Below are 20,759 nucleotides of genomic sequence, written 5' to 3' on the forward strand. Positions count from 1 at the left end.
AGAGCGGGCGGCCGGTGGTTGGGCGGGCCTAGTGAGCGGGCGGCCGGTGGTTGGGCGGGCCTAGTGAGCGGGCGGCCGGTGGTTGGGCGGGCCTAGCGAGTGGGCGGCGTGCCGAGCGCCGCCGGGCGGCCCGTTCCAGGAACGCCTACCGGGCGAGTAGCTCCACGGGTGCGCCGAGGGTGCGCGACACCTCGTGCGCCGTGCCCGCCACCAGCGGGCCCAGCTCCTGGGCGTCGGCCACCGACAGCTCGTGGGTCAGCGTCGAGATGCTCACCCCGGCCACCACGTGGCCGGTGTGGTCGAACACGGCCGCGCCCACGCAGCGGATGCCCTGCTCGTTCTCCTCGTCGTCGATCGCGAAGCCGTGCTCCCTGATCTCCGCAAGGTGGCGGCGGAGCGCGGCCGGCGTGGTGATCGTGCCGGGCGTGCGCCTGGTCAGCCCCGTGCGCGAGGCGATGCCCGCCACCTCCTCCTCGGACATGGCCGCCAGCATCGCCTTCCCGATCGCGCTGGAGTGCAGCCACAGCGACATGCCCACCCGCGACGGCATCTGGTACGGCTTGCGCCCCTCCAGCTTGGCCGCGTAGACGGCCTCGTCGCCGTTCAGCACCGCCAGGTGCACGGTGTAGCCGGTCTGGTCGTGCAGGCGTTGCAGCACCGGCGACGCCTGCCGTACCGGGTCGAAGCGGGCGAGCATCCGGCCCGCCAGCGTGAGGATCTTGGGCCCGGGCAGGTAGCCCCCGGTGCCGTCGGGACGGGCGAAGCCGTGCTCGCCCAGCGACTGCAGGATGCGGTGCGTGGTCGACTTGGGCAGCCCGGTCGCCGTGGCGATCTTGGTTACGCTCTCGTGCTCGGCCAGCGCCTCCAGTACCCAGAGCGCCTTGTCGATAGCGGTGCTCGGCCGTTGCTCCACCGATCAAGCATACTCAGCGGGCCAGCCAGCCACCGTCGACGACCAGCACGTGCCCGGTGACGTAGTCGGAGGCGGCGGAGGCGAGGAACACCGCCGCGCCCTGCAGGTCCTGCGGGCGGCCCCAGCGTCCGGCGGGGATCCGCTCCCGGATCTGGGCCTCGCGCGCCTCGTCCTCCCGCAGGGCGCGGGTCACGTCCGTGGCGATGTAGCCGGGGGCGATCGCGTTGACCTGGACTCCTCTGGGCGCCCACTCGTTCGACAGCGCCTTGGTCAGGCCGGCCACGGCGTGCTTGGCCGCCGCGTACGACGCCACGTTGATGCCGCCCTGGAACGACAGCAGCGACGCGATCGAGATGACCTTCGTCGCGCCGTGCTCCAGGAGGGTCTGGCTGAGCACGTAGACCGCGTCGAGGTTGACGGCCATCACCTGCCGCCAGTCGTCCAGCCGGGACGAGCCGCGCCTGATCGTGCCCGCGTTGTTGACCAGGATGTCCACGCGCCGCCGGGCCAGCAGCGGCTCCAGTGCGGGCCGGATCGCGGCCGGGTCCGACAGGTCGAGCACCAGCTTGTCCACGTCTCGGCCGAGCGGCTTGACCTGGCGCTCGGTCTCGTCGAGGTCGTCGCGGTGCCCGTGCAGGATCAGGTCGGCCCCGGCCCTCGCGAGGCCGACCGCGATCTCCCTGCCGATCCCCGCGCGCGCCCCCGTGACGAGAGCGGTGCGGCCGGTGAGCGAGAAGAGCTCCATCGTCACCGCATCTCGGTGATGGCGACGTGGTCCATGTCGTCGAACGCCTGGTTCTCGCCCGCCATGGCCCAGACGAAGGCGTAGCTGCGGGTGCCGAACCCGCAGTGCACCGACCAGCTCGGCGAGATGACCGCCTGCTCGTTGGCGACGACCAGGTTGCGGGTCTCGTCCGGGCGGCCCATCAGGTGAATGATCCGCTGGTCCTCCGGCAGGTCGAAGTAGAGGTAGACCTCGGTGCGGCGGTCGTGGGTGTGACACGGCATGGTGTTCCACATGCTGCCCGGCTCCAGGACGGTGACGCCCATGACGAGCTGGCAGCTGCGGACGCCGTCGGCGTGGATGTACTTGTGGATGGTCCGGTCGTTGGAGCCGTCGGCGCTGCCCAGGCGGAGCGGCTCGACGTCCTTCAGGCGCGCGTGCGTGGTGGGCAGGCTCTCCTGGGCGGGGGCGCTGACCAGGTAGAACGTCCCGCCTTCGAAGGTGACGTCACGCGCGCCCCTGCCGACGTACAGGCAGTCCTTGTTGTCCAGCTGGTACGGCACGCCGTCGACCTCGACGGTGCCCGGCTCCCCGATGTTGATCACGCCCAGCTCGCGCCGCTCCAGGAAGTGCCCGGCGCGCAGCTGGTCGAACGCCGGCAGCGAGGCCCTGTGCTGGGGTCTCACCCCGGCGACGACCAGCCGGTCCTGATGGGTGTAGACCCCGTCCACCTCGGGTCCGAACAGATCCTCGACGAGGTAGCGGCTCCGGAGCTGCGTGGTGTCGAAGTGGCGGATCTGGTCGGGCGCCGTGGCATGCCGTGTTTCCATCTCTTCCCTCCGGTAGTTCCGCGTCCTACGATCCTAAGCACGGAACGCTGTTCTATCCAATGGAACGCCTTATCCCCCCGGAGGCGCGCGTTGTATCAGCAGAACTTCAATCCCACCGGCTCCCTATGGCTGTCGGCCCTCCTGGCCGCGCTGCCGCTGCTGGCAGTGCTGGTGCTGCTGGGCGTCTTCAAGTGGAAGGCACACTGGGCGGGCATCTCCGGCCTGGTCGTCGGCCTCCTGATCGCGCTGCTGCCGTTCGCCTACGGCATGCCGCTCGGCCAGGCGCTCGACTCCGCCGGCTACGGCGCGGCCCGGGCGGTGCTGCTGATCCTGTGGATCACGTTCAACGCCATCTGGATCTACAAGATGACCGAGAAGAGCGGCCACTTCGCGGTGCTCCGCCGGGCCTTCCAGGGCGTCAGCGACGACAAGCGGATCACCGCCATCGTCATCGCGTTCTCCTTCGGCGCGCTGATCGAGGCCCTGGCCGGAGGCGGCTCGCCGATCGCCATCTGCGCGGTCATGCTCATCGCCCTCGGCTTCGAGCCGATGCGCGCCGCCGTCATCGCGCTCATCGCCAACACCGCGCCCGTCGCGTTCGGCGGCATGGGCAACCCCATCACGATCCTCGGCAGCGTCACCGAGCTGCCGCCCGAGCCGTTCGGCGCCATGGCGGGACGCCAGACCGCCTTCATCGCGCTGCTCGTCCCGTTCATCCTGGTCTTCGTCGCCGACGGGCGGCGCGGACTGCGCCAGGCGTGGCCGGCGGCGCTTGTCGCGGGGCTCAGCTTCGGCGCGACGCAGATCCTCATGTCGCAGGTCGACTACCTGCTCACCGACATCGCCGCGGCGCTGGTCTCGGCCGTCGTCCTGGTCGGCTTCGGCAAGATCTGGAAGCCCGCCGAGACGGTCGGCCTCACGCCGCCCCCCACGCCGATGGTCGGCGGCTCGGTGGACGACCCGGCGTTCGTCCGCACCCACGGGCGTCCCGGCGGCGACAGCACCGCCGACAAGATCGCCGCCTTCGCCCCGTACGCCATCATCATCGCGCTCTTCTCCATCGCGCAGATCCCCGCGATCAAGACGTTCCTCGGCGGCTTCACCGTCAAGCCCGCCTGGCCGGGCTTCCACCTGGTCAGCCCGGCGGGCAAGGCCGTCCCCGTGGTCTACGAGCTCCCGTGGGCCTCGCACCCGGGGACGCTGCTGTTCGTCTCCGGCCTGCTCACGCTGCTCGTGCTGCGGATCAGCCCGGCCTCGGCGCTGGCGACCTACGGCGCCACGATCCGCCAGTTCGGCTGGGCCATCGTGACCATCCTCGCGGTCTTCGCGCTCGCCTTCGTCATGCAGTTCTCCGGGCAGATCCAGACGCTCGGGCTCTTCCTGGCGGGCGCCGGCGCGTTCTTCGCGTTCCTGTCGCCGGTGGTCGGCTGGTTCGGGGTGGCGATCACCGGCACCGACGCGGGTGCCAACGCCCTGTTCGCCAAGCTGCAGACCACGGCCGCCGGGCAGCTCGGCGTCCCGCCGGAACTCTTCGGCGCGGCCAACAGCGCCGGTGGCGTCATGGGCAAGATGATCTCCCCCCAGAACCTGGCCATCGGCACGGCCGCCGTCGGCCTGGTGGGGGAGGAGGGCAACCTGTTCCGCCGGGTCATCGGCTGGAGCGCGGTGCTGCTGCTCATCCTCTGCGTCCTGGTCTTCCTGCAGTCGACGCCGGTGCTCGGCTGGCTCGTCCCCTGACGGCCCGCGGGCCCCCTGACCTGCCACCCTCTCCGCAGGTCAGGGGCCCGTGCGGCATGCGCGCACTGATCGGCCTCCCGCGGGTAGGGGGAGCGTGTGAGAGTAGTGGCACTGGCCGACACGCACGCGCCCCGCAGCTGGCGCTCGATGCCGCTCCGGGTGGCCGAGCAGCTCGCCGACGCCGACCTGATCCTGCACGCCGGCGACGTGTGCGTCCCGTCCGTGCTGCGCGAGCTGGCCGCGTACGCGCCGGTGCACGTGGTCAAGGGCAACAACGACGGCCCGGACGTGAACGCGCCCGAGACCCTCGAGTTGATCCTCGACGGGCTGTGCGTGGCCATGATCCACGACAGCGGGCCCGCGCGTGGCCGGCTGGAACGGATGCGGCGCCGCTTCCCCGAGGCCGACCTGGTGGTCTTCGGACACTCGCACATCCCGCTCGACGAGTCGGGCGACGGGCTGCGGATCTTCAACCCCGGCTCACCGACCGACAGCCGCCGCCAGCCGCACGGCACCGTCGGCGTGCTGACCATCGAGCACGGCGTCCTCAGAGAGGTGCGGATCATCCCGGTCAGCTGACGCGGACGGTCAGACGTCGCCGACGTCGCGGGGCGTGAGGCCGAAGGCCTCGGCCACCGGGCGCCAGAAGGCGACGAAGAGGGTCTTCGCCTCCTCGGCCTCCTTCGAGCGGGCCACGCCGCGGCTGTAGTCGCGGTCCTTGGCGATCGGGCCCTTGCAACCGGCCTTCAGGTAGCGTCGCGCCCAGGTCAGGAACGCCTCGTCGGCCTGGTAGGACAGGTCCAGCGCCCGCACGAGCGTCCGCCTGACCTCCGCGCCGCCGGGGACGTCACCGACCTCGAGCAGGCGGGCCGCGGTGAGCTGGTCCCGGCGGGCTCCGGTGATCTTCTGCAGGGTGTCGGCACGGCCCGCCCGGCAGGCGCTGACGCCCGCGATGGCCTCCTTCAGCCCGGACCGGGCGTCGCCGCCGCCGGACAGCAGGTGGTCCACGGCGGCGGCCTGGGCCGGCGCCGCGTCACCCTGCTGGGAGGAGGGCGCGGGAGGGGCCGAGGCCGTCCCAGCAGTGCCCCCCACCGTGCCCCCCACCGGGCCCCCCGCCGGGACGACCTGCGGCGACCGCCCGGAGACCTGCCACCCCGCCAGGCCGATCGCGAGCACGGACAGCGCCAGGGCGGCGAGCACCGGCCACCTGCGCCAGAACCTGCCCCGCTGCGCGCGCAGCCGGTCGAGGCGCGAGCCCGGCAGGTGGTCCTCCCCGCTGGCCGGGAACGTTCCCTCGCGAGCGGCCCCGAAGGGAGAGCTCTCGGAGGCCGACGCGTGGGGCGGGTTCTCGTGAGCCGCCACGAAGAACGAGATCTTCGGCGCGGGCACGTACCGGGGGATCTCACGCAGCTGGGGCGGCCCGTCAGGGGGCGTCGCGCGCGGTCGCCGGTCGCGGGGCGGGTTCTCGCGCGCTGCCGCGCTGGGCGGCACCACATGGGGCGCCGCGAACGGGCCGGATTCCTGGACGGGGGCGAGGGGCGCCGCGCAGCGGGGACACTGCCGGAGGGTGCCCACGTCGGCCCCGCACCGCCCGCACACACGGTTGTTCACCAAGTCGCTCTCCCGAAAAGGCCTCAAAAAACAGGCGAAAAGGGGTGTGCTTATCTCTGTCCGGACAATTCATGAGGCTATTTGATAACGACCCTATGGTGAAGCCTTGGAGGGGTTCGTAAACTCATCGCGTCTGCGATGGGAGGGCCCATGGTTCTCGAAAGCTCCGACGCCGGCCGCCTGCGGGCGGCTTCACCGCAGCTCGGCAGGGCGCGGATGAGCAACGTGACCCGCTATCTCTGCGCCGCCGCATACCTCGACAGCGGCTTCCGTGACAAGGTCCTGTCAGAACTTTTATTGGACGAATTTCGCGCGGTAGCGCCCTCCCACGGAGGATTCGACCTTATTCCCGTGATCCATCATTGCCGCCGGTCCAGGGCGGTGCTCGTGGTCCGCGACGCGCTGATCACGCTGATCGTCGTCACCGGGCTCGTCCTGCAGCCCCTGGCCACGATCGGCTGGCTGGCCGCCATGGTGCCCTTCGTCCTGCTCACGACGGAGCCGGTCCGGCGGGGGCCGCTGTACGTGCGCGTCCTGATCTGGATCTGGGCCGGGCCGGCGGTCGCCTGGCCGCTCGCCCTGCTGGCCTTCCCCACCTTGGTGACGAGCTGGCCCGCCTCGGGGCTGGGCGCGTTGTTCGTCCCCCTCGCCATGCTCGTCACCGTCCTCGCCTACCGCATCGCCACCTACATGACGCTGAGCGGGACGCTCGGGCCTGGCGCGCCGGAGCCGGCGGTCGTGAGCGCCCAGCCGAAGCTGGCGCGCCGCCTCGACTACCTGCGCAGGGCGCAGTGGGGCAACGTGACCGTGTACGCGGGCGAGGACGCGTTCATGGGCGCGGGCCAGGTGGAGCGGAGCTGGTCCATCGCCGTCGAGCTGGACCGGGTACGGAGCCAGCGGGCGCCCAGGCGGCAGGCCGAGCCCGTCGACCTCGACCCGGTGGAGCTGCACGCCCACGTCCGCGCCCGGCTGGTCGAGATGCGCGACAACGTGCTGCGGCCGAACGAGAGCCTCCAGCGGCTCGACATCGGCGATCACGTGGTCACCCGCGGCCGCTACACGCCGACCAGCTGGAGGGACGACGCTGGAGCCCACCCGATGGTCGACGCGTCCGGGCTGCCCCGGCCCAAGGCCACCGCCGAGGAGATCGCCGCCATCGCCCGCCACCCGCAGGGCGGCATCCGCTACTACCAGCGCGTCACCCTCACCAACGCCGGTCAGGAGATCCGCGACCGCGACGGCGGCCTGATCGCTCCCGCCGAGGACCAGGAGGCGCTCACGTCCGCCTTCATCCACCTCGCGGTCGAGGGGCGGATGCTGACCACGCAGTTCGTGGTCACCGTGCTGCCGCCCGTCCGGGAGCGCTACCACCTGGTCGACCGCCTGCCGACGATGACGACCGGCGCGATCGCGTGGGAGGCGGTCAGCAGGCTCAAGCTGCGCCTGCTGCGCGACGTCCTGGCAGGGCCGGCGCGGCTCGTCCGCGTGGTGGTGCAGGCCGTCCGGCAGGCCAACCTGACCTCCGCCCCCTCGCGCCACCTCGTCTACCCGTACGGGGCCGGCTTCAGCGTGCGGGAGCTCGGCGCGAGCCGCGACCTGCAGACCTGCGTGCAAGCGCTCGACGCCAGGAAGTACGTCAAGCTCATCGAGCAACGCCTCACCGAGGCGGTCCTGGACTTCCTGGAAGAGCGCGGCATCGAGACCCGCGCCTACCGCATCCAGGCGGCCGGGGTGGTCATGAACACCATGACGTCCGGCCCGGGAGGGCTGATCACCGGCCCGCTCACCCTTGGAACACCCGCTGTCGGCCGCGTCGGCCGCTCGTGACGGCGGCCCTCCCCACGCCGTTCACCCCGCCTTTCCCCGGCGTGCACCCGCGGTCCGCGGCAGTGGACGATCATGCTAGGCGCAGCCGAGGCGGAGAGGGGACCCCATGACGAGCTACCCGACGTCGGTGCCGTACCGGGCGGGCACGGAGGGCTATCACACCTTCCGCATCCCCGCCGCCGTGGTGACCACGGCCGGGACCGTCCTGGCCTTCGCGGAGGGGCGGCGCGACTCGGCCGGCGACACGGGGCGCATCGACCTGGTGCTGAAACGGTCGACCGACGGTGGCGAGACGTGGAGTGCCCTGCAGGTGGTGGCCCAGGAGCCGCACGGCGGGACGGTCGGCAACCCCGCCCCGGTCGTGACCCGCGACGGGAAGATCGTACTGGTGTCGGTGCGGAACGGGCGCGACGCCACCGAGGAGCGGATCAGGCGCGGCCAGGTATCCGCCGCCGACGGGCGGCGGGTGTTCGTCCAGACCAGCGAGGACGACGGGCGCACCTGGACGGCGCCGCGCGAGATCACCCAGGCCGTGAAACGGCCGGAGTGGCGCTGGTACGCGACCACGCCCGGCCACGCGACCGAGCTGAGGCGCGGCCCGCACGCCGGGCGGATCGTCGTGCCCGCCAACCATTCCCTCCCCCCAGCCGGTCCTGATAACGGCACTGAGGGCAAGTACAACGGCGGCCACGCCCTGCTGAGCGACGACGGCGGCCAGACCTGGCGCCTCGGGTACGTGGACGACAACCCCGACGGGTACGTCAACGTCAACGAGACCACGGCCACCGAGCTGCCCGACGGCCGCCTCTACCTCAACTGCCGCACGGACTCCACCGCGCCCGGCAACCGGGCGGACGCCTACTCCTCCGACGGCGGGCAGACGCTGGAGCTCCCGTTCCGCCCGCAGGCCGGGCTGGCCTGCCCCGTGGTGGAGTGCAGCGTCCTGTCCCCGGACGACCCTGACGTGCTGCTCCTGTCCGGCCCCGGCATCCCGGACGCGCGGGCGGTGATGACGGTGCGCGCCAGCCACGACGGCGGCGTCACCTGGCGGCCGGTCCACACGGTGTCGGGCCTGCCCGCGGGCTACTCGGACCTGACCAGGGTGAACGCGGACACGGTCGGCCTCCTCTTCGAGACCGGTGACTTCTCCGCGTACGCGGCCATCGCCTTCCGCCGCATCCCCGTCGCCGCCCTCACCTAGCCGTCCCGTGGCCGTCCCGTGGCCGTCCAGGGGCGCCGGCTGAACGCCGCGCCGCCGCAGGGCGCTCACTCAGCGCGGACGGGACGTGTACGGCAGCAGGGCCATCTCGCGAGCGTTCTTGATGGCCCTGGCGAGCAGCCGCTGCTGCTGCACGGTCACGCCCGTGACGCGGCGGCTGCGGATCTTGCCACGGTCGGAGATGAAGCGGCGCAGCAGGTCCGTGTCCTTGTAGTCGATGGAGGTCACTCCCAGCAGCGGGTTGGACTTCTTGCGGATGGGGCGGCGGGCTTTCATCGAAACTCCTTTAGCGTGGAGACCTCCGCCTTCAGGAAGGGGAGGTAACGCGGCACGGTGCCGCGGGGTTTGGATCGAACTTGCGCACGAAGCTTTACTGAGCGTAGTAGCTTGTGTGCGTGGCGCAGTTGGTCAAGCGGGCGTTCAAGTACCGCTTCTATCCGACCTCTGAGCAGGCTGAGGAGCTTGCCCGGACGTTCGGTTGCGTCCGCTTGGTCTACAACAGGGCGCTGGAAGAGCGCACCCGCGCCTACGCGGAGGGCCGGAAGGTCTCCTACGCGGAGTCTTCGGCGGCACTCACGGCATGGAAGCGCACCGAAGAGCTGGGTTTCCTGCGCGAGGTGTCGTCGGTGCCGCTGCAGCAGACGCTGCGCGACCTGCAGGCGGCCTTCGGCAACTTCTTCGCCGGACGGGCCAGGTATCCGACGTTCAAGTCCCGTAAGAAGTCGCGCATGTCGGCCGAGTACACCCGGTCGGCGTTCACGTACCGGGATGGGCGGCTCACCTTGGCGAAGATGGATGAGCCGCTGGCCGTCGTGTGGTCGCGTCCTCTTCCCGAGGGTGCGCGGCCGTCCACGGTGACGGTGTCCAGGAACCCGGCCGGCAGCTGGTTCGTGTCCCTGCTGTGCGAGGACGGTATCCGCCCGCTCGATCCGACCGATAGCACGGTGGGCGTGGACGCGGGCATCACGGCCCTGGCGACACTCTCCACCGGCGAGAAGATCGCCAACCCCCAGCACGAGCGGGCCGACCGGCGCAAACTGGCCAAAGCCCAGCGAGCTTTGGCCCGCAAGGAGAAAGGCTCGGCGAACCGGACCAAGGCCAGACTCCGCCTCACCAAGGTGTACGCCCGGATCTCCGACCGCAGGCGGGATCATCTGCACAAGGTCAGCACACGGCTTGTTCGCGAGAATCAAGTGATCGCTGTGGAAGACCTGACCGTCCGCAACCTGGTCAAGAACCACCGCCTGGCCCGAGCCATCTGCGACGCGTCCTGGCGCGAACTGCGCTCGATGCTGGAGTACAAGGCAGCCTGGTACGGGCGCGAACTCGTGGTTGTGGACCACTGGTTGCCTTCCTCCAAGCTGTGCTCGGCCTGTGGCACGCTGCGGGAGAAGATGCCGTTGGACGTCCGGACGTGGGAGTGCGCCTGCGGCGTCTCCCATGACAGGGACGTCAACGCCGCCAGGAACATCCTCGCCGCCGGGCTGGCGGAGAGGTGAAACGCCTGTGGAGCTGATGTAAGACCTCAACAGGAGACCACCTCCTCGGCGGGCAATCGGCTGTGAAGCAGGAAACCTCACGGGCGACCGTGAGAATCCCCCTCGTTCACGAGGGGGAGGAGGTCAAGCGGAACTCTCCTTCTCGTCGGCCTGTCGCAGAACGTCCGTCTCTCCATCGTGCCAGGTCAGCGGCGCTCGGCAGGCGATTGCGCCGCCCCGGCGCTGCTGACGGCCCGCGGCGGGCGAGGTAGGGCGGGCACTACCGTGAAGACGGGTGGCAGCGGGGGTCCGGCGCAGTGGCGCGCTCGGGATGCTGGTCACTGATCAGACCCGAGCATCGGAGGGCCTCTTGGCAACCGCGTCCATCACCCGAGCCCAGCGGGGCAGCGACTTCGCCCACCTGTCGCGCCGCATCGCGCAGGAGCGCCTGCTGGATCGGCGGCCCTGGTACTACGCGGCCCGGATCAGCCTCGTGGCGGGCCTGTTCGCCGGCAGCTGGGCGGCGTTCGCGCTCATCGGCGACTCCGGGTGGCAGTTCCTCGTGGCGGCCCTGCTCGCCGTGGCGTTCGCCCAGGTCACGCTGCTCGCCCACGATCTGGCGCACGGCCAGGTGTTCCGCACCCGGCGGGCCAGCCGGATCGCCGGGCTGTTCGTGGGCAACCTGGCCGTCGGCCTCAGCTACGGCTGGTGGCAGGACAAGCACACCCGGCACCACGCCAACCCCAACCACGAGGACCACGACCCGGACGTCGCGCCGGACGTGCTGATCTGGTCGGCCAAGCAGGCCGAGGCCAGCCGGGGGATGCCCCGGTTCGTCGGCCGCTGGCAGGCGTTCCTGTTCTTCCCCCTGCTCACGCTGGAGGGCTGGAACCTGCACGTGTCCAGCCTCAGGGCGATGCGCCGCCGCACGCTGAAGAACCGCGGCACCGAGGCGCTGCTGCTGCTCGCGCACTTCGCGGCCTACTTCGGCGCGATCTTCGCGGTGCTGCCTCCCGGCAGGGCGGTGCTGTTCCTCCTCGTCCACCAGGCGTGCTTCGGCGTCTACCTCGGCTGCACGTTCGCCCCCAACCACAAGGGCATGCCGATGCTGACCGCCGAGGACGAGCTGGACTTCCTCCGCCGCCAGGTTCTGACCTCCCGCAACGTCCGGGGTGGACGGGTGGTGAACACCGTTCTGGGCGGCCTCAACTACCAGATCGAGCACCACCTGTTCCCCAGCATGCCGTCCTGCAATCTGCGCAGGGCGCAGCCGATCGTCCGCGAGTACTGCCAGGCGCTGGGCGTGGACTACGCCGAGTCCGGGCTGCTGGAGTCGTGGGGGCAGGCGCTGCGCCACCTGCACGCCGCCGGAGCGCCGCTGCGCCAGAACTGACGGGCCGGACATGACCGGGCGGGACGGCCGAACGCCGAGCCGACGCCCTCGACGGCTTACGGCCGCCGCGAGTCGGCGTACCCTAGAGGCCCATACGCACCAAGCGAGCGCCGACAACGGTGAAGCTTCTCGCGCGGCGGGATTGTGACAGGGGTAAACCGGGAAATGTGCGGCGGCGACCATAGCGGGCACCGGCCGATCACCACAGACCTCTCCGGCCTGCGCGACTGGGTCCAGCGCTGCGGGGCCGAGGCGGGCATCAAGGGAGTGCGGCTCGACGACCTCGTCATCGGGGTCAACGAGGCCGCGATCAACGTCCTCGAACACGGCGGCGGCAAGGGCACCGTCTCCATCTGGGACGACGACGTGTTCCTCACCGTCGACGTCGTCGACTCGGCCGGGCTGCTCACCAGTGACCGCGCCCGTACGCAGCGCCCGCCCGAGGGGGCGAACCGCGGCTTCGGCCTGTGGCTGATGGGCCTGCTGTGCGACGAGTTCACGGTCAGCCAGGAAAGCGGCAGGTCACGGGTCCGGCTGCGGATGCGGTTGTAGCGAAGGCGCCCCAGGGGAAGGGAGGAGGAGACACCGGAACCTGGGGGAGGCGCCGATGACCACGTACCTGCTGGCCGAGGTGACCGGCGCCGATCTGGCCGCCGCGCGGATGCAGATGGCGCTCTCGCTGGGCTGGCACATCGTCATCGCCTGCTTCGGCGTGGGCATGCCCGCCATCACGCTGATCGCCGAATGGCGCGGCCACCGCACCGGCGACGTCCGCTACCAGCTGCTGGCCCGCCGCTGGGCCAGGGCGATGGGGGTGCTGTTCGCGGTCGGCGCGGTCTCGGGGACGATCCTGTCGTTCGAGATGGGCCTGCTGTGGCCGGGGCTGATGGGCGTGTACGGCCAGGTCATCGGGCTGCCCTTCTCGATGGAGGGCATCGCGTTCTTCATCGAGGCCATCTTCCTGGGCATCTACCTGTACGCCTGGGACCGGCTGCGGCCGGTGCCGCACCTGCTGTCCGGCGTCCCGATCATGATCGCCGGGGTGGCCAGCGCGTTCTTCGTCGTCACCGCCAACGCCTGGATGCAGCAGCCCACCGGATTCGACGAGGTCAACGGCCGGATCGTGGCCGTGAACCCGTGGGCCGCGATGTTCAACCCCGCCACCCCGACGCAGACCGTCCACATGATCCTGGCCGCGTTCATGGTCGCCGGGTTCGGCATGGCCGGCGTGCACGCCGTCGCCCTGCTACGCAGGCCCGGCGACCGCTACCACCGGCTCGGCCTGCTGCTGCCGTTCACCGTCGCCGCGATCGTCGCCCCCGTCCAGGTCGTCGTCGGCGACTGGTCGGCGCACTTCGTCGCCCAGAACCAGCCGGTCAAGCTCGCCGCCATGGAGGGCGTGTTCAGGACCGCGCGCGGCGTCCCGCTGAGTGTGGGCGGCGTCGCCGTCGACGGCGAGATGCGGTACGCGCTGGAGATCCCCTACGGGCTGTCCCTGCTGGCGCACTGGAACCCGAACGCCGAGATCACCGGCCTCAACCAGACGCCCCCAGCGGACCGGCCGCCGGTGAACGTGATCCACTGGGCGTTCCAGATCATGGTCGGCGTCGGGTTCGCGCTGGTGGCGCTGGGCGCGTGGCTGGCCGTCGGGTGGAAACGGCGGCGGGACCTGCCCCGCTCGCCGTGGTTCCTGCGCGCCACCGCCGTGTCGGGCGTGGCGGCCGTGCTCGCCCTGGAGGCCGGGTGGACGGTCACCGAGGTCGGCCGCCAGCCGTGGACCGTCTACGGCGTGCTGCGCACCTCCGACGCGGTCAACCCGGCGCCCGGGCTGGTGTACGGGTTCGTGCTGGTGAGCGTCGTCTACGTGGCGCTGACCGTCGCCACCGTGTACGTGCTGCGCCGCCTGGCCCGCGCCGTGCCCGTCCCGCTCGCGCCGCAGGAGCGCGACGTCAGCGGCTACAAGGTCATCTGACATGCTGGCGGAGATCATGCTCGCGGCCCTGTGGATCGGCCTGACCGCGTACGTGCTGTTCGGCGGCGCGGACTTCGGCGGCGGCGTGTGGGACCTGCTCGCCGGCGGCGCCGTCAAGGGCGGCCGGCAGCGCGAGCTCATCGAGCACTCCATCGGGCCGGTCTGGGAGGCCAACCACGTCTGGCTGATCTTCGTCATCGTGCTGATGTGGACGGGCATCCCGCCGGTGTTCGCGGCGGTCGCCTCCACCCTCTACATCCCGCTGACGCTGGCCGCGCTCGGCATCATCGCCCGCGGCTCCGCCTTCGCCTTCCGCAAGGCGTCCACCGAGCTGTGGCAGCGCCGTCTGTTCGGCGCGACGTTCGCGTTCTCCTCCGTCGTCACGCCGTTCTTCCTGGGCACGGCTGCCGGGGCCATCGCCTCCCGGCGGGTGCCGCCCGGCATCGCCAGGGGCGACCTCGTCACCAGCTGGCTGAACCCCACGTCCGTGGTCGCGGGGCTGCTGGCCGTCGGCACCGCCGCCTACCTCGCCGCCGTCTACCTCACCCGCGACGCCGAGCGCTCGGCAGAGCGGGTCCTCGCCGAGGCGTTCAGGGGCCGCGCCCTCGCCGCCGGCGTCGTCGTCGGCCTCCTCTCGGCCGCGGGCCTGCTGGTCCTGCACGCCGACGCGCCGGCCCTGTTCGCCGAGCTGACCTCCGGCCGCGCGCTGCCGTTCCTGGTGCTGTCGATCGTGGCCGGGCTCGCCTCGCTGGTGCTGCTCTGGTTCCGCGCCTATCTCGCGGTCCGGCTCAGCGCGGCGCTCGCCGTCGCCGGGCTGCTGTGGGGCTGGGGCGTCGGCCAGTACCCCACTCTGCTGCCCGGGGTCACGCTGCGGGACGCGGCCGCGACGGACTCCGTCCTGGCCGCCAGCCTCGGCACGCTCGCCGTCGGCGCGCTGCTCCTGGTGCCGTCCCTGTGGTGGCTGTACGCCACGTTCCAGCGCGGCCACCGTCCACCCGAGCAGCCTCTCCATGGGGACGGCTAAGGCGCGGCAAACATCGTGTTGGACCCGATTTCCGGTCATCTCACCGGGTACACGCGCAATGACCGCAAGGGGGAAATATGATCGACAAGCTGCGCGACATGGGCGTGAAGTCCAGCCACCTGTACACCGCCGGATTCGCGTCCATCGGCGTCGCGGTGGCCTCCTGGACGCTCTCCACCACGATGGGGAGGGGCGGTGTGGGCCGCGCCGACCACTGGGGCATCTTCATCGGCCAGTGGGCCCCGACCTGCTTCGCCCTCGGCTGCGCGCTGCGCATGGAGGAGATTTTCGACATGGAGCACCCGGAGCAGCGCCGCGTCAAGGAACGGATGGCGGAGCGCGGCCGCGAGCCCGCCGGGGTGTGAGCACGCTCATCCGCGCCCGCTCCTGACCGCAGGGGCGGGCGCGCGACCATGACCCGGCCCGCCCGCCCGCGGTGACATGTTCGCCCGACGTGGCCGGCTCGCGCTGTCAGCGGCGGGCCCGGTCGGCCAGGACGGCGAGGCCGATGCGGTTCTGGCAGCCCGTCTTGGTCATCACGCTCGCCACGTGGGTCTTGATCGTGCTGACGCCCACGTTCAGCCGTTCCGCGATCTGCCGGTTCGACAGCCCCTGCGCCACCAGGTCCAGCACCTCCCGTTCCCTGGCCGTCAGCGAGGACGGGAGCGGGGACAGCGCGGGGCGGCGGCCGGTGGACGCCTGATCCACCAGCCGGCTGAGCGTCGACTGGCTGAAGGCGCGGTCACCGTCGGCGGCCTTGCGGACGGCGTCGAGCAGCGCGGCCGGAGGCGTGTCCTTGGTGACGAAGCCGCTCACGCCCGCCTCCAGCGCCGGATAGAGGTGGTCGTCGTCGTCGAACGTGGTGACGGCCAGCACCCGGGCGCCGGGACGGGCGGCGACGATCCGGCGGGTGGCGGTGATGCCGTCGACGCCCGGCATGCGCAGGTCCATCAGGATCACGTCCGGCACCAGCTGGTCGGCCAGCCGCACCGCTTCCTCGCCGCCCGACGCCTCGCCCACCACCTCCAGGTCGGGCTCGGGCTCGCAGAGCATGCACAGGCCGCGCCGGACGAGCAGCTGGTCGTCGACCACGAGCACCCTGATCATGGCAGCACCGCCGACACCCGCCACCCGTGCCGGCCCGGGCCCGCGTCGAACCGTCCGCCCAGCAGCGTGACCCGCTCGCGCATGCCGACCAGGCCGTGCCCGCCGGGCTTGGCCGGGGAGTCGGCGCCGTCGTCGGTGATGTCCAGCCGGACCGTGCCGTCGTCGGCCAGCGTGATGTCCAGCCAGACCGTCGCGGCCGGGCCCGCGTGCTTGGCCGCGTTCGCCAGCCCCTCCTGGGCGAGCCTCAGCAGGGCGAAGCCGCGCGCCGCGTCCAGCCCGGCCACCGCGGGATCCACGTCCGGACGGACGTCCAGGCCGTTCCTGCGGCCCTGCTCCACGACCGACTCGAGGGCGGCGGGCAGCCCGCGCGGATCCACCACCGACACCTGACCGGCCTGCCCGCTCGCCTGGGACGCGCCGTAGCCGGGGTCGCGCAGCACCTCGACCAGGCTGCGCAGGTCGGCGAGCGCGGCGGTGCCCGTCGCGTGCAGGTCGTCGAGCAGGTCGTCAGGCACGTTCCCGGGCGGCCCGGCGGGCGCCGACCGCACATGCCTGGCCACGCCGACGCGCAGCACCATGGACGACACATGGTGGGCGACCAGGTCGTGCAGCTCGCGGGCGATCGCGGTGCGCTCGGCGACGCGCGCCTCGCGCACCCTCGCCTCCGCCCGCTCCCGCTCGCTCTCCCTGGCCAGCCGGACGTACCCGCCGAGCAGCAGCGGCGCGCCGATCACCACCGCGATCCTGAACAGCGCGGACGGCAACTCCTGCGGCAGCTCGTCGAGCAGGTTGACGCAGACCACCACCCCGAGCACGGCGGCCCCTGCCGCGACCTCCCTGGACGGCCGCCGCACCGCCAGCTCGAACAGCAGCACGCACGCCAGCACCTTCATCGGGACCACGACCCCGAACCCGAGCAGGTCGGTGAGGCCGAGCAGCACCGACTGGACCAGCACCGCGCCCAGCGGCGACCACCGCCCGAGCATGCTGAGCGCCAGCGCGGCGAGCACCAGCGCCCAGTCGCGCACGCCCGCCCCGGGGCTCAGGAACAGCAGGTAGCCGGTCACACAGCCGAGCAGCACGAGGGTGCGCGGCACGACGCGTTCGATCCATCGCACGGAGGCATCGTACGCAGCGGACCGGCCCCCGGCCTCCCCCAGGTGGCGGAGGCGGCCCCCTCCAAGTGGCCGCCCAACCTGGCCCGATGCCCGAGGCGCGGACCCGCTCGGGTCGCGATCGTGGCGGGCATGTTCGCATCTCTTGGCCGCTTCGCCGCTCGGCGACGGCATCTCGTCCTGATGGCGACCCTCCTGTTCACGGCGCTGGGCGGGCTCTGGGGCACCGGTGTCTTCGGCAACGTGATCGGCGGGTCCGGGTTCGAGAGCCCGGACATGGAGTCGGTGCGGGTGGAGCGCCTGCTCGACGGCCCGCTCGGCCGCTACTCGGACGACGTGGTGGTGCTGTACGAGAGCGACAGCCTCACCGTCGACGACCCCGCCTTCTCCGGCCGGGTACGGCAGGCCCTCGCCACCGTGCCCGCCTCGTCCTACCAGCGCATGGAGTCGTACTGGACCAACCGGGACGAGAGTTTCGTGGCGAAGGACCGGAAGGCCACGTACGTGGTGGTCCAGCTTCGTTCCTCTGTCGACCAGGAACGGGTCGCCCAGCTCCGCGCGATCGAGGACAGGTTCCGGGCGCCCGGGCTGAAGGTGACGATGGGCGGCACGACCTCGATGACCAAGCAGGTCAACGAGCTGGCCGTGTCGGACCTGATCAGGGCCGAGGCGCTGTCGCTGCCGCTGGTGCTGATCCTGCTGCTGTTCATCTTCAGGGGCGTGGTGGCCGGGCTGGTGCCGCTGGGCGTCGGGCTGGTGGTGATCCCCGGCGCGCTCGTGGTGCTGCGCGTCGTCTCCTCGTTCGCGGAGATGTCGACGTACGCGGTGAACGTGGTGTCGATTCTCGGGCTCGGGCTCGCCATCGACTACGCGCTGCTCATGGTCACCAGGTTCAGGGAGGAGCTGGCCGCCGGACGGCCGGTCGACGAGGCCGTCTGGCGGACCACGGCGACGGCCGGACGCACCGTCGCCTTCTCCGGGCTGACCGTGGCCGCGTCGTTCGCCTGCCTGCTCGTCTTCCCCTCGCGGTTCCTGGTGTCGATGGCGTGGGGCGGCGTGGCCACCGTGGTCGTGGCGGTCGTCGTGTCGCTGACGCTGCTGCCCGCGCTGCTGCGGATGCTCGGCACGCGCCTGGTCGGCCGCTCCCGTCCGGTCGGACGGCGCTGGTACGAGGTGGCGCACGCGGTGATGCGGCGGCCGGTGCTCAGCACCGTCGGGATCGTGGCCGTGCTGCTCGCCCTCGGCGCTCCGTTCCTCGGCGTGAACTGGGCGCGTCCCGGCGACTGGGTGCTGCCCGCCGACGCGCAGGCCAGGCACGTCACCGAGCAGCTCGCCGGGCGCTTCGACGGCGACCCGTCGCGCGCCCTGACCGGCGTGGTCACCGGCGACCCCGCCCCCTACCTCGCCAGGTTCCGGACGGTCGACGGCGTGCGGACGGCCGAGGTGACCGGCTCCTCCCAGGGCCTGTCCCGGATCCACGTCACCTACGCGCCCGACCCGGTGTCGCCGCAGGCCCGCCAGATGGTCGAGGAGCTGCGCGGCACCGGAGCGCGCTTCGCCGGGATGGCCGCCTCCCGGGTGGACATCGTGGACATGGTCCTGTCCAGGATTCCGCTGATGGGGCTGGCCGCGGTGGTGGTCTCGTTCGTGGTGCTCTTCCTGGCGTTCGGCTCCGTCGTGCTGCCGGTCAAGGCCGTCCTGCTGAACCTGCTGTCGCTCACCGCCGCGTTCGGCGCGATCAAGCTCGTCTTCCAGGACGGCTGGCTCTCCGGCGTGCTCGGCTTCGTGCCCGTGGGCGCGGTCGACATCAACTTCCCGGTGCTCGTCGTCGGCCTGGCGCTCGGGCTGGCCATGGACTACGAGGTGTTCCTGCTGGCCAGGATCCGCGAGGAGTGGCAGCGCACGGGCGACCCGGTGGAGTCGGTGGCGGCCGGAGTCCAGCACACCGGGCGGATCATCACCAGCGCGGCGCTGCTGATGGCCGTGGTGGTCGCCGGGTTCCTCACGGCGCAGGTCACGCTGATGCTGATGATCGGCGTCGGCCTGACGATCGCCGTCGTCGTGGACGCCACCGTGGTGCGGGCCCTGCTGCTGCCGGCGACCATGGCCCTGCTGGGCCGCTGGGCCTGGTGGGCTCCGGCGCCGTTGGCCCGCTGGCACGCCCGCCACCAGCCCCCGCCCCTCCCGAACCCCGACCACCGCACCATGCCGACCCGCTGACCGCCCCACGCGGCCGGCCCACGCTGACCGGCCCACGCGGCCTGCCCGCTCGCACCTGTCCCGTACGCTTCCGGCGGTTCCGTCCTGCCTGGCGTCGCTGGGGGATGAGCTGGTATGGCCGGGCCCTACCCCGTCGGCGGGGTAGGGCCGGTCAGGTGAAGCGGCGGTACGTGACGGGGCCCCCGTTGCTCGCGACCGTGGACTCCTTGACCACGTCGCGGGGGCGCGGCGCGTGGATCATCTTGCCGTCGCCGACGTAGATGCCCACATGGTGGGCGGGCTGGCCGAAGAAGACGAGGTCGCCGACCTGCGGCTGGCCCGTGACGGCCTTGCCGCTGGCCTGGTACACCGCGGCGGTGGCGTCACCGATCTTGATACCGGCTTGGTTCATCGCGTAGTACACGAGGCCGCTGCAGTCGAAGGACGACGGCCCGTTGGAGCCCCAGATATACGGCTTGCCGAGGTGCTGCCGGGCGGCGGCGACGATGTCGGCCCCGGTGCCGTTGCCCGTCACGAACGGCACGGGCGTCGCGGCACCACCCGAGAGGGCCGTGGCGGCACCGGACCCGCCGGAGGAACTCGAGTAGGACGCGGGGGACGCACCGGAGCCGCCGCCGTTGGCGCTCGCCAGTGTGGTGGTCGCCCACTCGGGGACGGGGGTCGGCTGCCAGCGGGTCGTGCCGAACGCGTCGTCGCTCGCCTGCTTGATGCCCTTGAACGTCACGTGCTTCGCCGTGATCTTCTTCCTGATCGCGGTTTCGGCTTCGCCGACGAGCTTGTTCACGGTCGCGAGGTGGGTCTCGGCGTCCTCGACGGCCTTGCCGACCACCGGCGCGATCGCCTTGTCGAAGTCCTCCGTGGACACGTCGGGGTTCGCCTTCCGGAACGAGCGGACCCGCTCCAGCACGCCCTCGCAGACCCCGTTGACCTTGGAGTGGGCCGTCTCCATCGCCTCCGCGACGGAGTCGAGGGTGCCCGCGCAGCCGGTGAGGACGTCGTGGAGGGCCTCGCCGGCGACGTGGTAGGCGCGCATGTACTTCGTGAACTCGTCGGCGGAGGCGCCCTCCCAGCCGGTGTTGATGTTCTTGACCGCGGTGTCGAGCCGGCCGGTGCCGGTGTTGACCGTGCCGGCGGTGCCGCGCCAGCGCTTGGCGAGGTCGCGGATGCTGCTGGGGCTACCGCTGACCTTCTGCAGGATGCCGGCCAGCCGGTCGCCGCCGCCGGGCAGCCCGTCCACGGTCTCGGTCGCGCCCATCAGGCCGCCCCTACTTCACTGGCCTTGTTCGCCTTGCGGACGTTGATCTCTACCTCCTCAAGGCCCGCCTTGACGCCGGCGAGTCGGCGGTGGGCGTACTCGAGGTCGTCGTTCGTGATGTCCTCGACCCGGTCGAGCAGGGTGGCCAGCGCGGACGCACTGTCGAGCTTGCCGAACATCAGGGAGTCGGCTGCCGCGGCCGGATAGCCGCCCGCGGCCTCGTAGTAGTCCTTGGACAGCTCGCGCGCGATCGTCTGACCGTCGCCGAGTGCCTGGAACTGGAGATCGAGACCCGCCATCAACACCGCCCACCGGATCGGCCCGTACTGACCAC

19 protein-coding genes and 1 pseudogene are annotated in these 20,759 nt (G+C 71.7%); 11 read left to right on the forward strand and 9 right to left on the reverse strand.

What is annotated here, in order from left to right; genetic code table 11:
- Positions 1-145 precede the first annotated feature (145 nt).
- Genes ABT294_RS41510 through kduI form a run of 3 tightly spaced genes read right to left on the reverse strand, consistent with a single transcriptional unit; the run spans position 146 to position 2,467 of the window.
- Positions 146-913 (reverse strand): IclR family transcriptional regulator, encoded by a 768-nt coding sequence (locus ABT294_RS41510; RefSeq protein WP_350811957.1) that lies wholly within the window; start codon positions 911-913, stop codon positions 146-148.
- A 13-nt stretch (positions 914-926) separates the two neighbouring features.
- On the reverse strand, positions 927-1,658 hold the full coding sequence (locus ABT294_RS41515) for an SDR family oxidoreductase (RefSeq protein WP_350812052.1): 732 nt from the start codon (positions 1,656-1,658) through the stop codon (positions 927-929).
- Positions 1,659-1,660: 2 nt separating this feature from the next.
- Positions 1,661-2,467: a 5-dehydro-4-deoxy-D-glucuronate isomerase gene (gene kduI / locus ABT294_RS41520; RefSeq protein ID WP_350811958.1), complete on the reverse strand. Its 807-nt coding sequence runs from the start codon at positions 2,465-2,467 to the stop codon at positions 1,661-1,663.
- Between the two features lie 90 nt (positions 2,468-2,557).
- On the opposite strand from kduI, the gene ABT294_RS41525 reads away from it, so the two are divergent.
- Together ABT294_RS41525 and ABT294_RS41530 are read left to right on the forward strand one after the other, a co-directional pair.
- Positions 2,558-4,204 carry an L-lactate permease gene (locus tag ABT294_RS41525; RefSeq protein WP_350811959.1) on the forward strand — a complete coding sequence of 549 codons (1,647 nt, stop codon included), beginning with the start codon at positions 2,558-2,560 and terminating at the stop codon, positions 4,202-4,204.
- Positions 4,205-4,300: 96 nt separating this feature from the next.
- Positions 4,301-4,783 (forward strand): metallophosphoesterase family protein, encoded by a 483-nt coding sequence (locus tag ABT294_RS41530; RefSeq protein WP_350811961.1) that lies wholly within the window; start codon positions 4,301-4,303, stop codon positions 4,781-4,783.
- Positions 4,784-4,792: 9 nt separating this feature from the next.
- On the opposite strand, the gene ABT294_RS41535 is transcribed toward ABT294_RS41530, so the two are convergent.
- Positions 4,793-5,818, reverse strand: coding sequence for a hypothetical protein (locus ABT294_RS41535; RefSeq protein WP_350811962.1), 1,026 nt, complete (start codon positions 5,816-5,818; stop codon positions 4,793-4,795).
- Between the two features lie 147 nt (positions 5,819-5,965).
- On the opposite strand from ABT294_RS41535, the gene ABT294_RS41540 reads away from it, so the two are divergent.
- Positions 5,966-7,642: an AbeC-like domain-containing protein gene (locus ABT294_RS41540; protein WP_350811963.1), complete on the forward strand. Its 1,677-nt coding sequence runs from the start codon at positions 5,966-5,968 to the stop codon at positions 7,640-7,642.
- A gap of 106 nt (positions 7,643-7,748) precedes the next feature.
- Complete coding sequence (locus ABT294_RS41545) at positions 7,749-8,843, forward strand: sialidase family protein (RefSeq protein ID WP_350811964.1); 1,095 nt, start codon at positions 7,749-7,751, stop codon at positions 8,841-8,843.
- Between the two features lie 69 nt (positions 8,844-8,912).
- On the opposite strand, the gene rpsR is transcribed toward ABT294_RS41545, so the two are convergent.
- Complete coding sequence (gene rpsR / locus ABT294_RS41550) at positions 8,913-9,137, reverse strand: 30S ribosomal protein S18 (protein WP_350811965.1); 225 nt, start codon at positions 9,135-9,137, stop codon at positions 8,913-8,915.
- A gap of 119 nt (positions 9,138-9,256) precedes the next feature.
- Here rpsR and ABT294_RS41555 point away from each other — a divergent pair.
- From ABT294_RS41555 to ABT294_RS41580, 6 genes and pseudogenes are all read left to right on the forward strand, one after another.
- Positions 9,257-10,449, forward strand: a pseudogene (locus tag ABT294_RS41555) (RNA-guided endonuclease InsQ/TnpB family protein); the annotation flags it as partial.
- Between the two features lie 341 nt (positions 10,450-10,790).
- Positions 10,791-11,732 carry a fatty acid desaturase family protein gene (locus tag ABT294_RS41560; RefSeq protein ID WP_502912211.1) on the forward strand — a complete coding sequence of 314 codons (942 nt, stop codon included), beginning with the start codon at positions 10,791-10,793 and terminating at the stop codon, positions 11,730-11,732.
- A 165-nt stretch (positions 11,733-11,897) separates the two neighbouring features.
- Positions 11,898-12,284, forward strand: a complete 387-nt coding sequence (locus tag ABT294_RS41565) for an ATP-binding protein (RefSeq protein ID WP_350811968.1) — start codon at positions 11,898-11,900, stop codon at positions 12,282-12,284.
- Between the two features lie 55 nt (positions 12,285-12,339).
- The gene (locus tag ABT294_RS41570; RefSeq protein ID WP_350811969.1) at positions 12,340-13,704 is read left to right on the forward strand and encodes a cytochrome ubiquinol oxidase subunit I; all 1,365 of its coding nucleotides are present in this window, start codon (positions 12,340-12,342) and stop codon (positions 13,702-13,704) included.
- A 1-nt stretch (position 13,705) separates the two neighbouring features.
- Positions 13,706-14,728, forward strand: a complete 1,023-nt coding sequence (locus tag ABT294_RS41575) for a cytochrome d ubiquinol oxidase subunit II (protein WP_350811970.1) — start codon at positions 13,706-13,708, stop codon at positions 14,726-14,728.
- A gap of 77 nt (positions 14,729-14,805) precedes the next feature.
- Positions 14,806-15,093 (forward strand): hypothetical protein, encoded by a 288-nt coding sequence (locus tag ABT294_RS41580; RefSeq protein ID WP_350811971.1) that lies wholly within the window; start codon positions 14,806-14,808, stop codon positions 15,091-15,093.
- A 106-nt stretch (positions 15,094-15,199) separates the two neighbouring features.
- Here the strand turns inward: ABT294_RS41580 and ABT294_RS41585 are convergent, their stop codons facing one another.
- Both ABT294_RS41585 and ABT294_RS41590 read right to left on the reverse strand, forming a co-directional pair.
- Positions 15,200-15,835: a response regulator gene (locus tag ABT294_RS41585; protein WP_350811972.1), complete on the reverse strand. Its 636-nt coding sequence runs from the start codon at positions 15,833-15,835 to the stop codon at positions 15,200-15,202.
- Entirely contained in the window at positions 15,832-16,953 is a 1,122-nt protein-coding gene (locus ABT294_RS41590; RefSeq protein WP_350811973.1) for a sensor histidine kinase, read from the reverse strand. The genes ABT294_RS41585 and ABT294_RS41590 overlap by 4 nt, the downstream gene beginning before the upstream one ends.
- A gap of 129 nt (positions 16,954-17,082) precedes the next feature.
- Between ABT294_RS41590 and ABT294_RS41595 the strand changes: the two genes are divergently transcribed.
- On the forward strand, positions 17,083-19,170 hold the full coding sequence (locus tag ABT294_RS41595; RefSeq protein WP_350811974.1) for an MMPL family transporter: 2,088 nt from the start codon (positions 17,083-17,085) through the stop codon (positions 19,168-19,170).
- 151 nt (positions 19,171-19,321) lie between these two features.
- Here ABT294_RS41595 and ABT294_RS41600 read toward each other — a convergent pair whose 3' ends face one another.
- Both ABT294_RS41600 and ABT294_RS41605 read right to left on the reverse strand, forming a co-directional pair.
- Positions 19,322-20,425, reverse strand: coding sequence for a bifunctional WXG100 family type VII secretion target/C40 family peptidase (locus ABT294_RS41600; RefSeq protein WP_350811975.1), 1,104 nt, complete (start codon positions 20,423-20,425; stop codon positions 19,322-19,324).
- Positions 20,425-20,724: a hypothetical protein gene (locus ABT294_RS41605; protein ID WP_350811976.1), complete on the reverse strand. Its 300-nt coding sequence runs from the start codon at positions 20,722-20,724 to the stop codon at positions 20,425-20,427. The genes ABT294_RS41600 and ABT294_RS41605 overlap by 1 nt, the downstream gene beginning before the upstream one ends.
- Positions 20,725-20,759: the final 35 nt, after the last annotated feature.

Source organism: Nonomuraea sp. NPDC000554, from assembly GCF_040300065.1.
In the GTDB taxonomy this organism is placed as follows: domain Bacteria; phylum Actinomycetota; class Actinomycetes; order Streptosporangiales; family Streptosporangiaceae; genus Nonomuraea.

Coding starts and splice junctions, on each gene's coding strand:
- ABT294_RS41545 (WP_350811964.1), top strand. CDS start 7,749: ATGACGAGCTACCCGACGTCGGTGCCGTACCGGGCGGGCACGGAGGGC.
- rpsR (WP_350811965.1), bottom strand. CDS start 9,137: ATGAAAGCCCGCCGCCCCATCCGCAAGAAGTCCAACCCGCTGCTGGGA.
- ABT294_RS41605 (WP_350811976.1), bottom strand. CDS start 20,724: ATGGCGGGTCTCGATCTCCAGTTCCAGGCACTCGGCGACGGTCAGACG.
- ABT294_RS41580 (WP_350811971.1), top strand. CDS start 14,806: ATGATCGACAAGCTGCGCGACATGGGCGTGAAGTCCAGCCACCTGTAC.
- ABT294_RS41570 (WP_350811969.1), top strand. CDS start 12,340: ATGACCACGTACCTGCTGGCCGAGGTGACCGGCGCCGATCTGGCCGCC.
- ABT294_RS41565 (WP_350811968.1), top strand. CDS start 11,898: ATGTGCGGCGGCGACCATAGCGGGCACCGGCCGATCACCACAGACCTC.
- ABT294_RS41540 (WP_350811963.1), top strand. CDS start 5,966: ATGGTTCTCGAAAGCTCCGACGCCGGCCGCCTGCGGGCGGCTTCACCG.
- kduI (WP_350811958.1), bottom strand. CDS start 2,467: ATGGAAACACGGCATGCCACGGCGCCCGACCAGATCCGCCACTTCGAC.
- ABT294_RS41575 (WP_350811970.1), top strand. CDS start 13,706: ATGCTGGCGGAGATCATGCTCGCGGCCCTGTGGATCGGCCTGACCGCG.
- ABT294_RS41600 (WP_350811975.1), bottom strand. CDS start 20,425: ATGGGCGCGACCGAGACCGTGGACGGGCTGCCCGGCGGCGGCGACCGG.
- ABT294_RS41515 (WP_350812052.1), bottom strand. CDS start 1,658: ATGGAGCTCTTCTCGCTCACCGGCCGCACCGCTCTCGTCACGGGGGCG.
- ABT294_RS41595 (WP_350811974.1), top strand. CDS start 17,083: ATGTTCGCATCTCTTGGCCGCTTCGCCGCTCGGCGACGGCATCTCGTC.
- ABT294_RS41585 (WP_350811972.1), bottom strand. CDS start 15,835: ATGATCAGGGTGCTCGTGGTCGACGACCAGCTGCTCGTCCGGCGCGGC.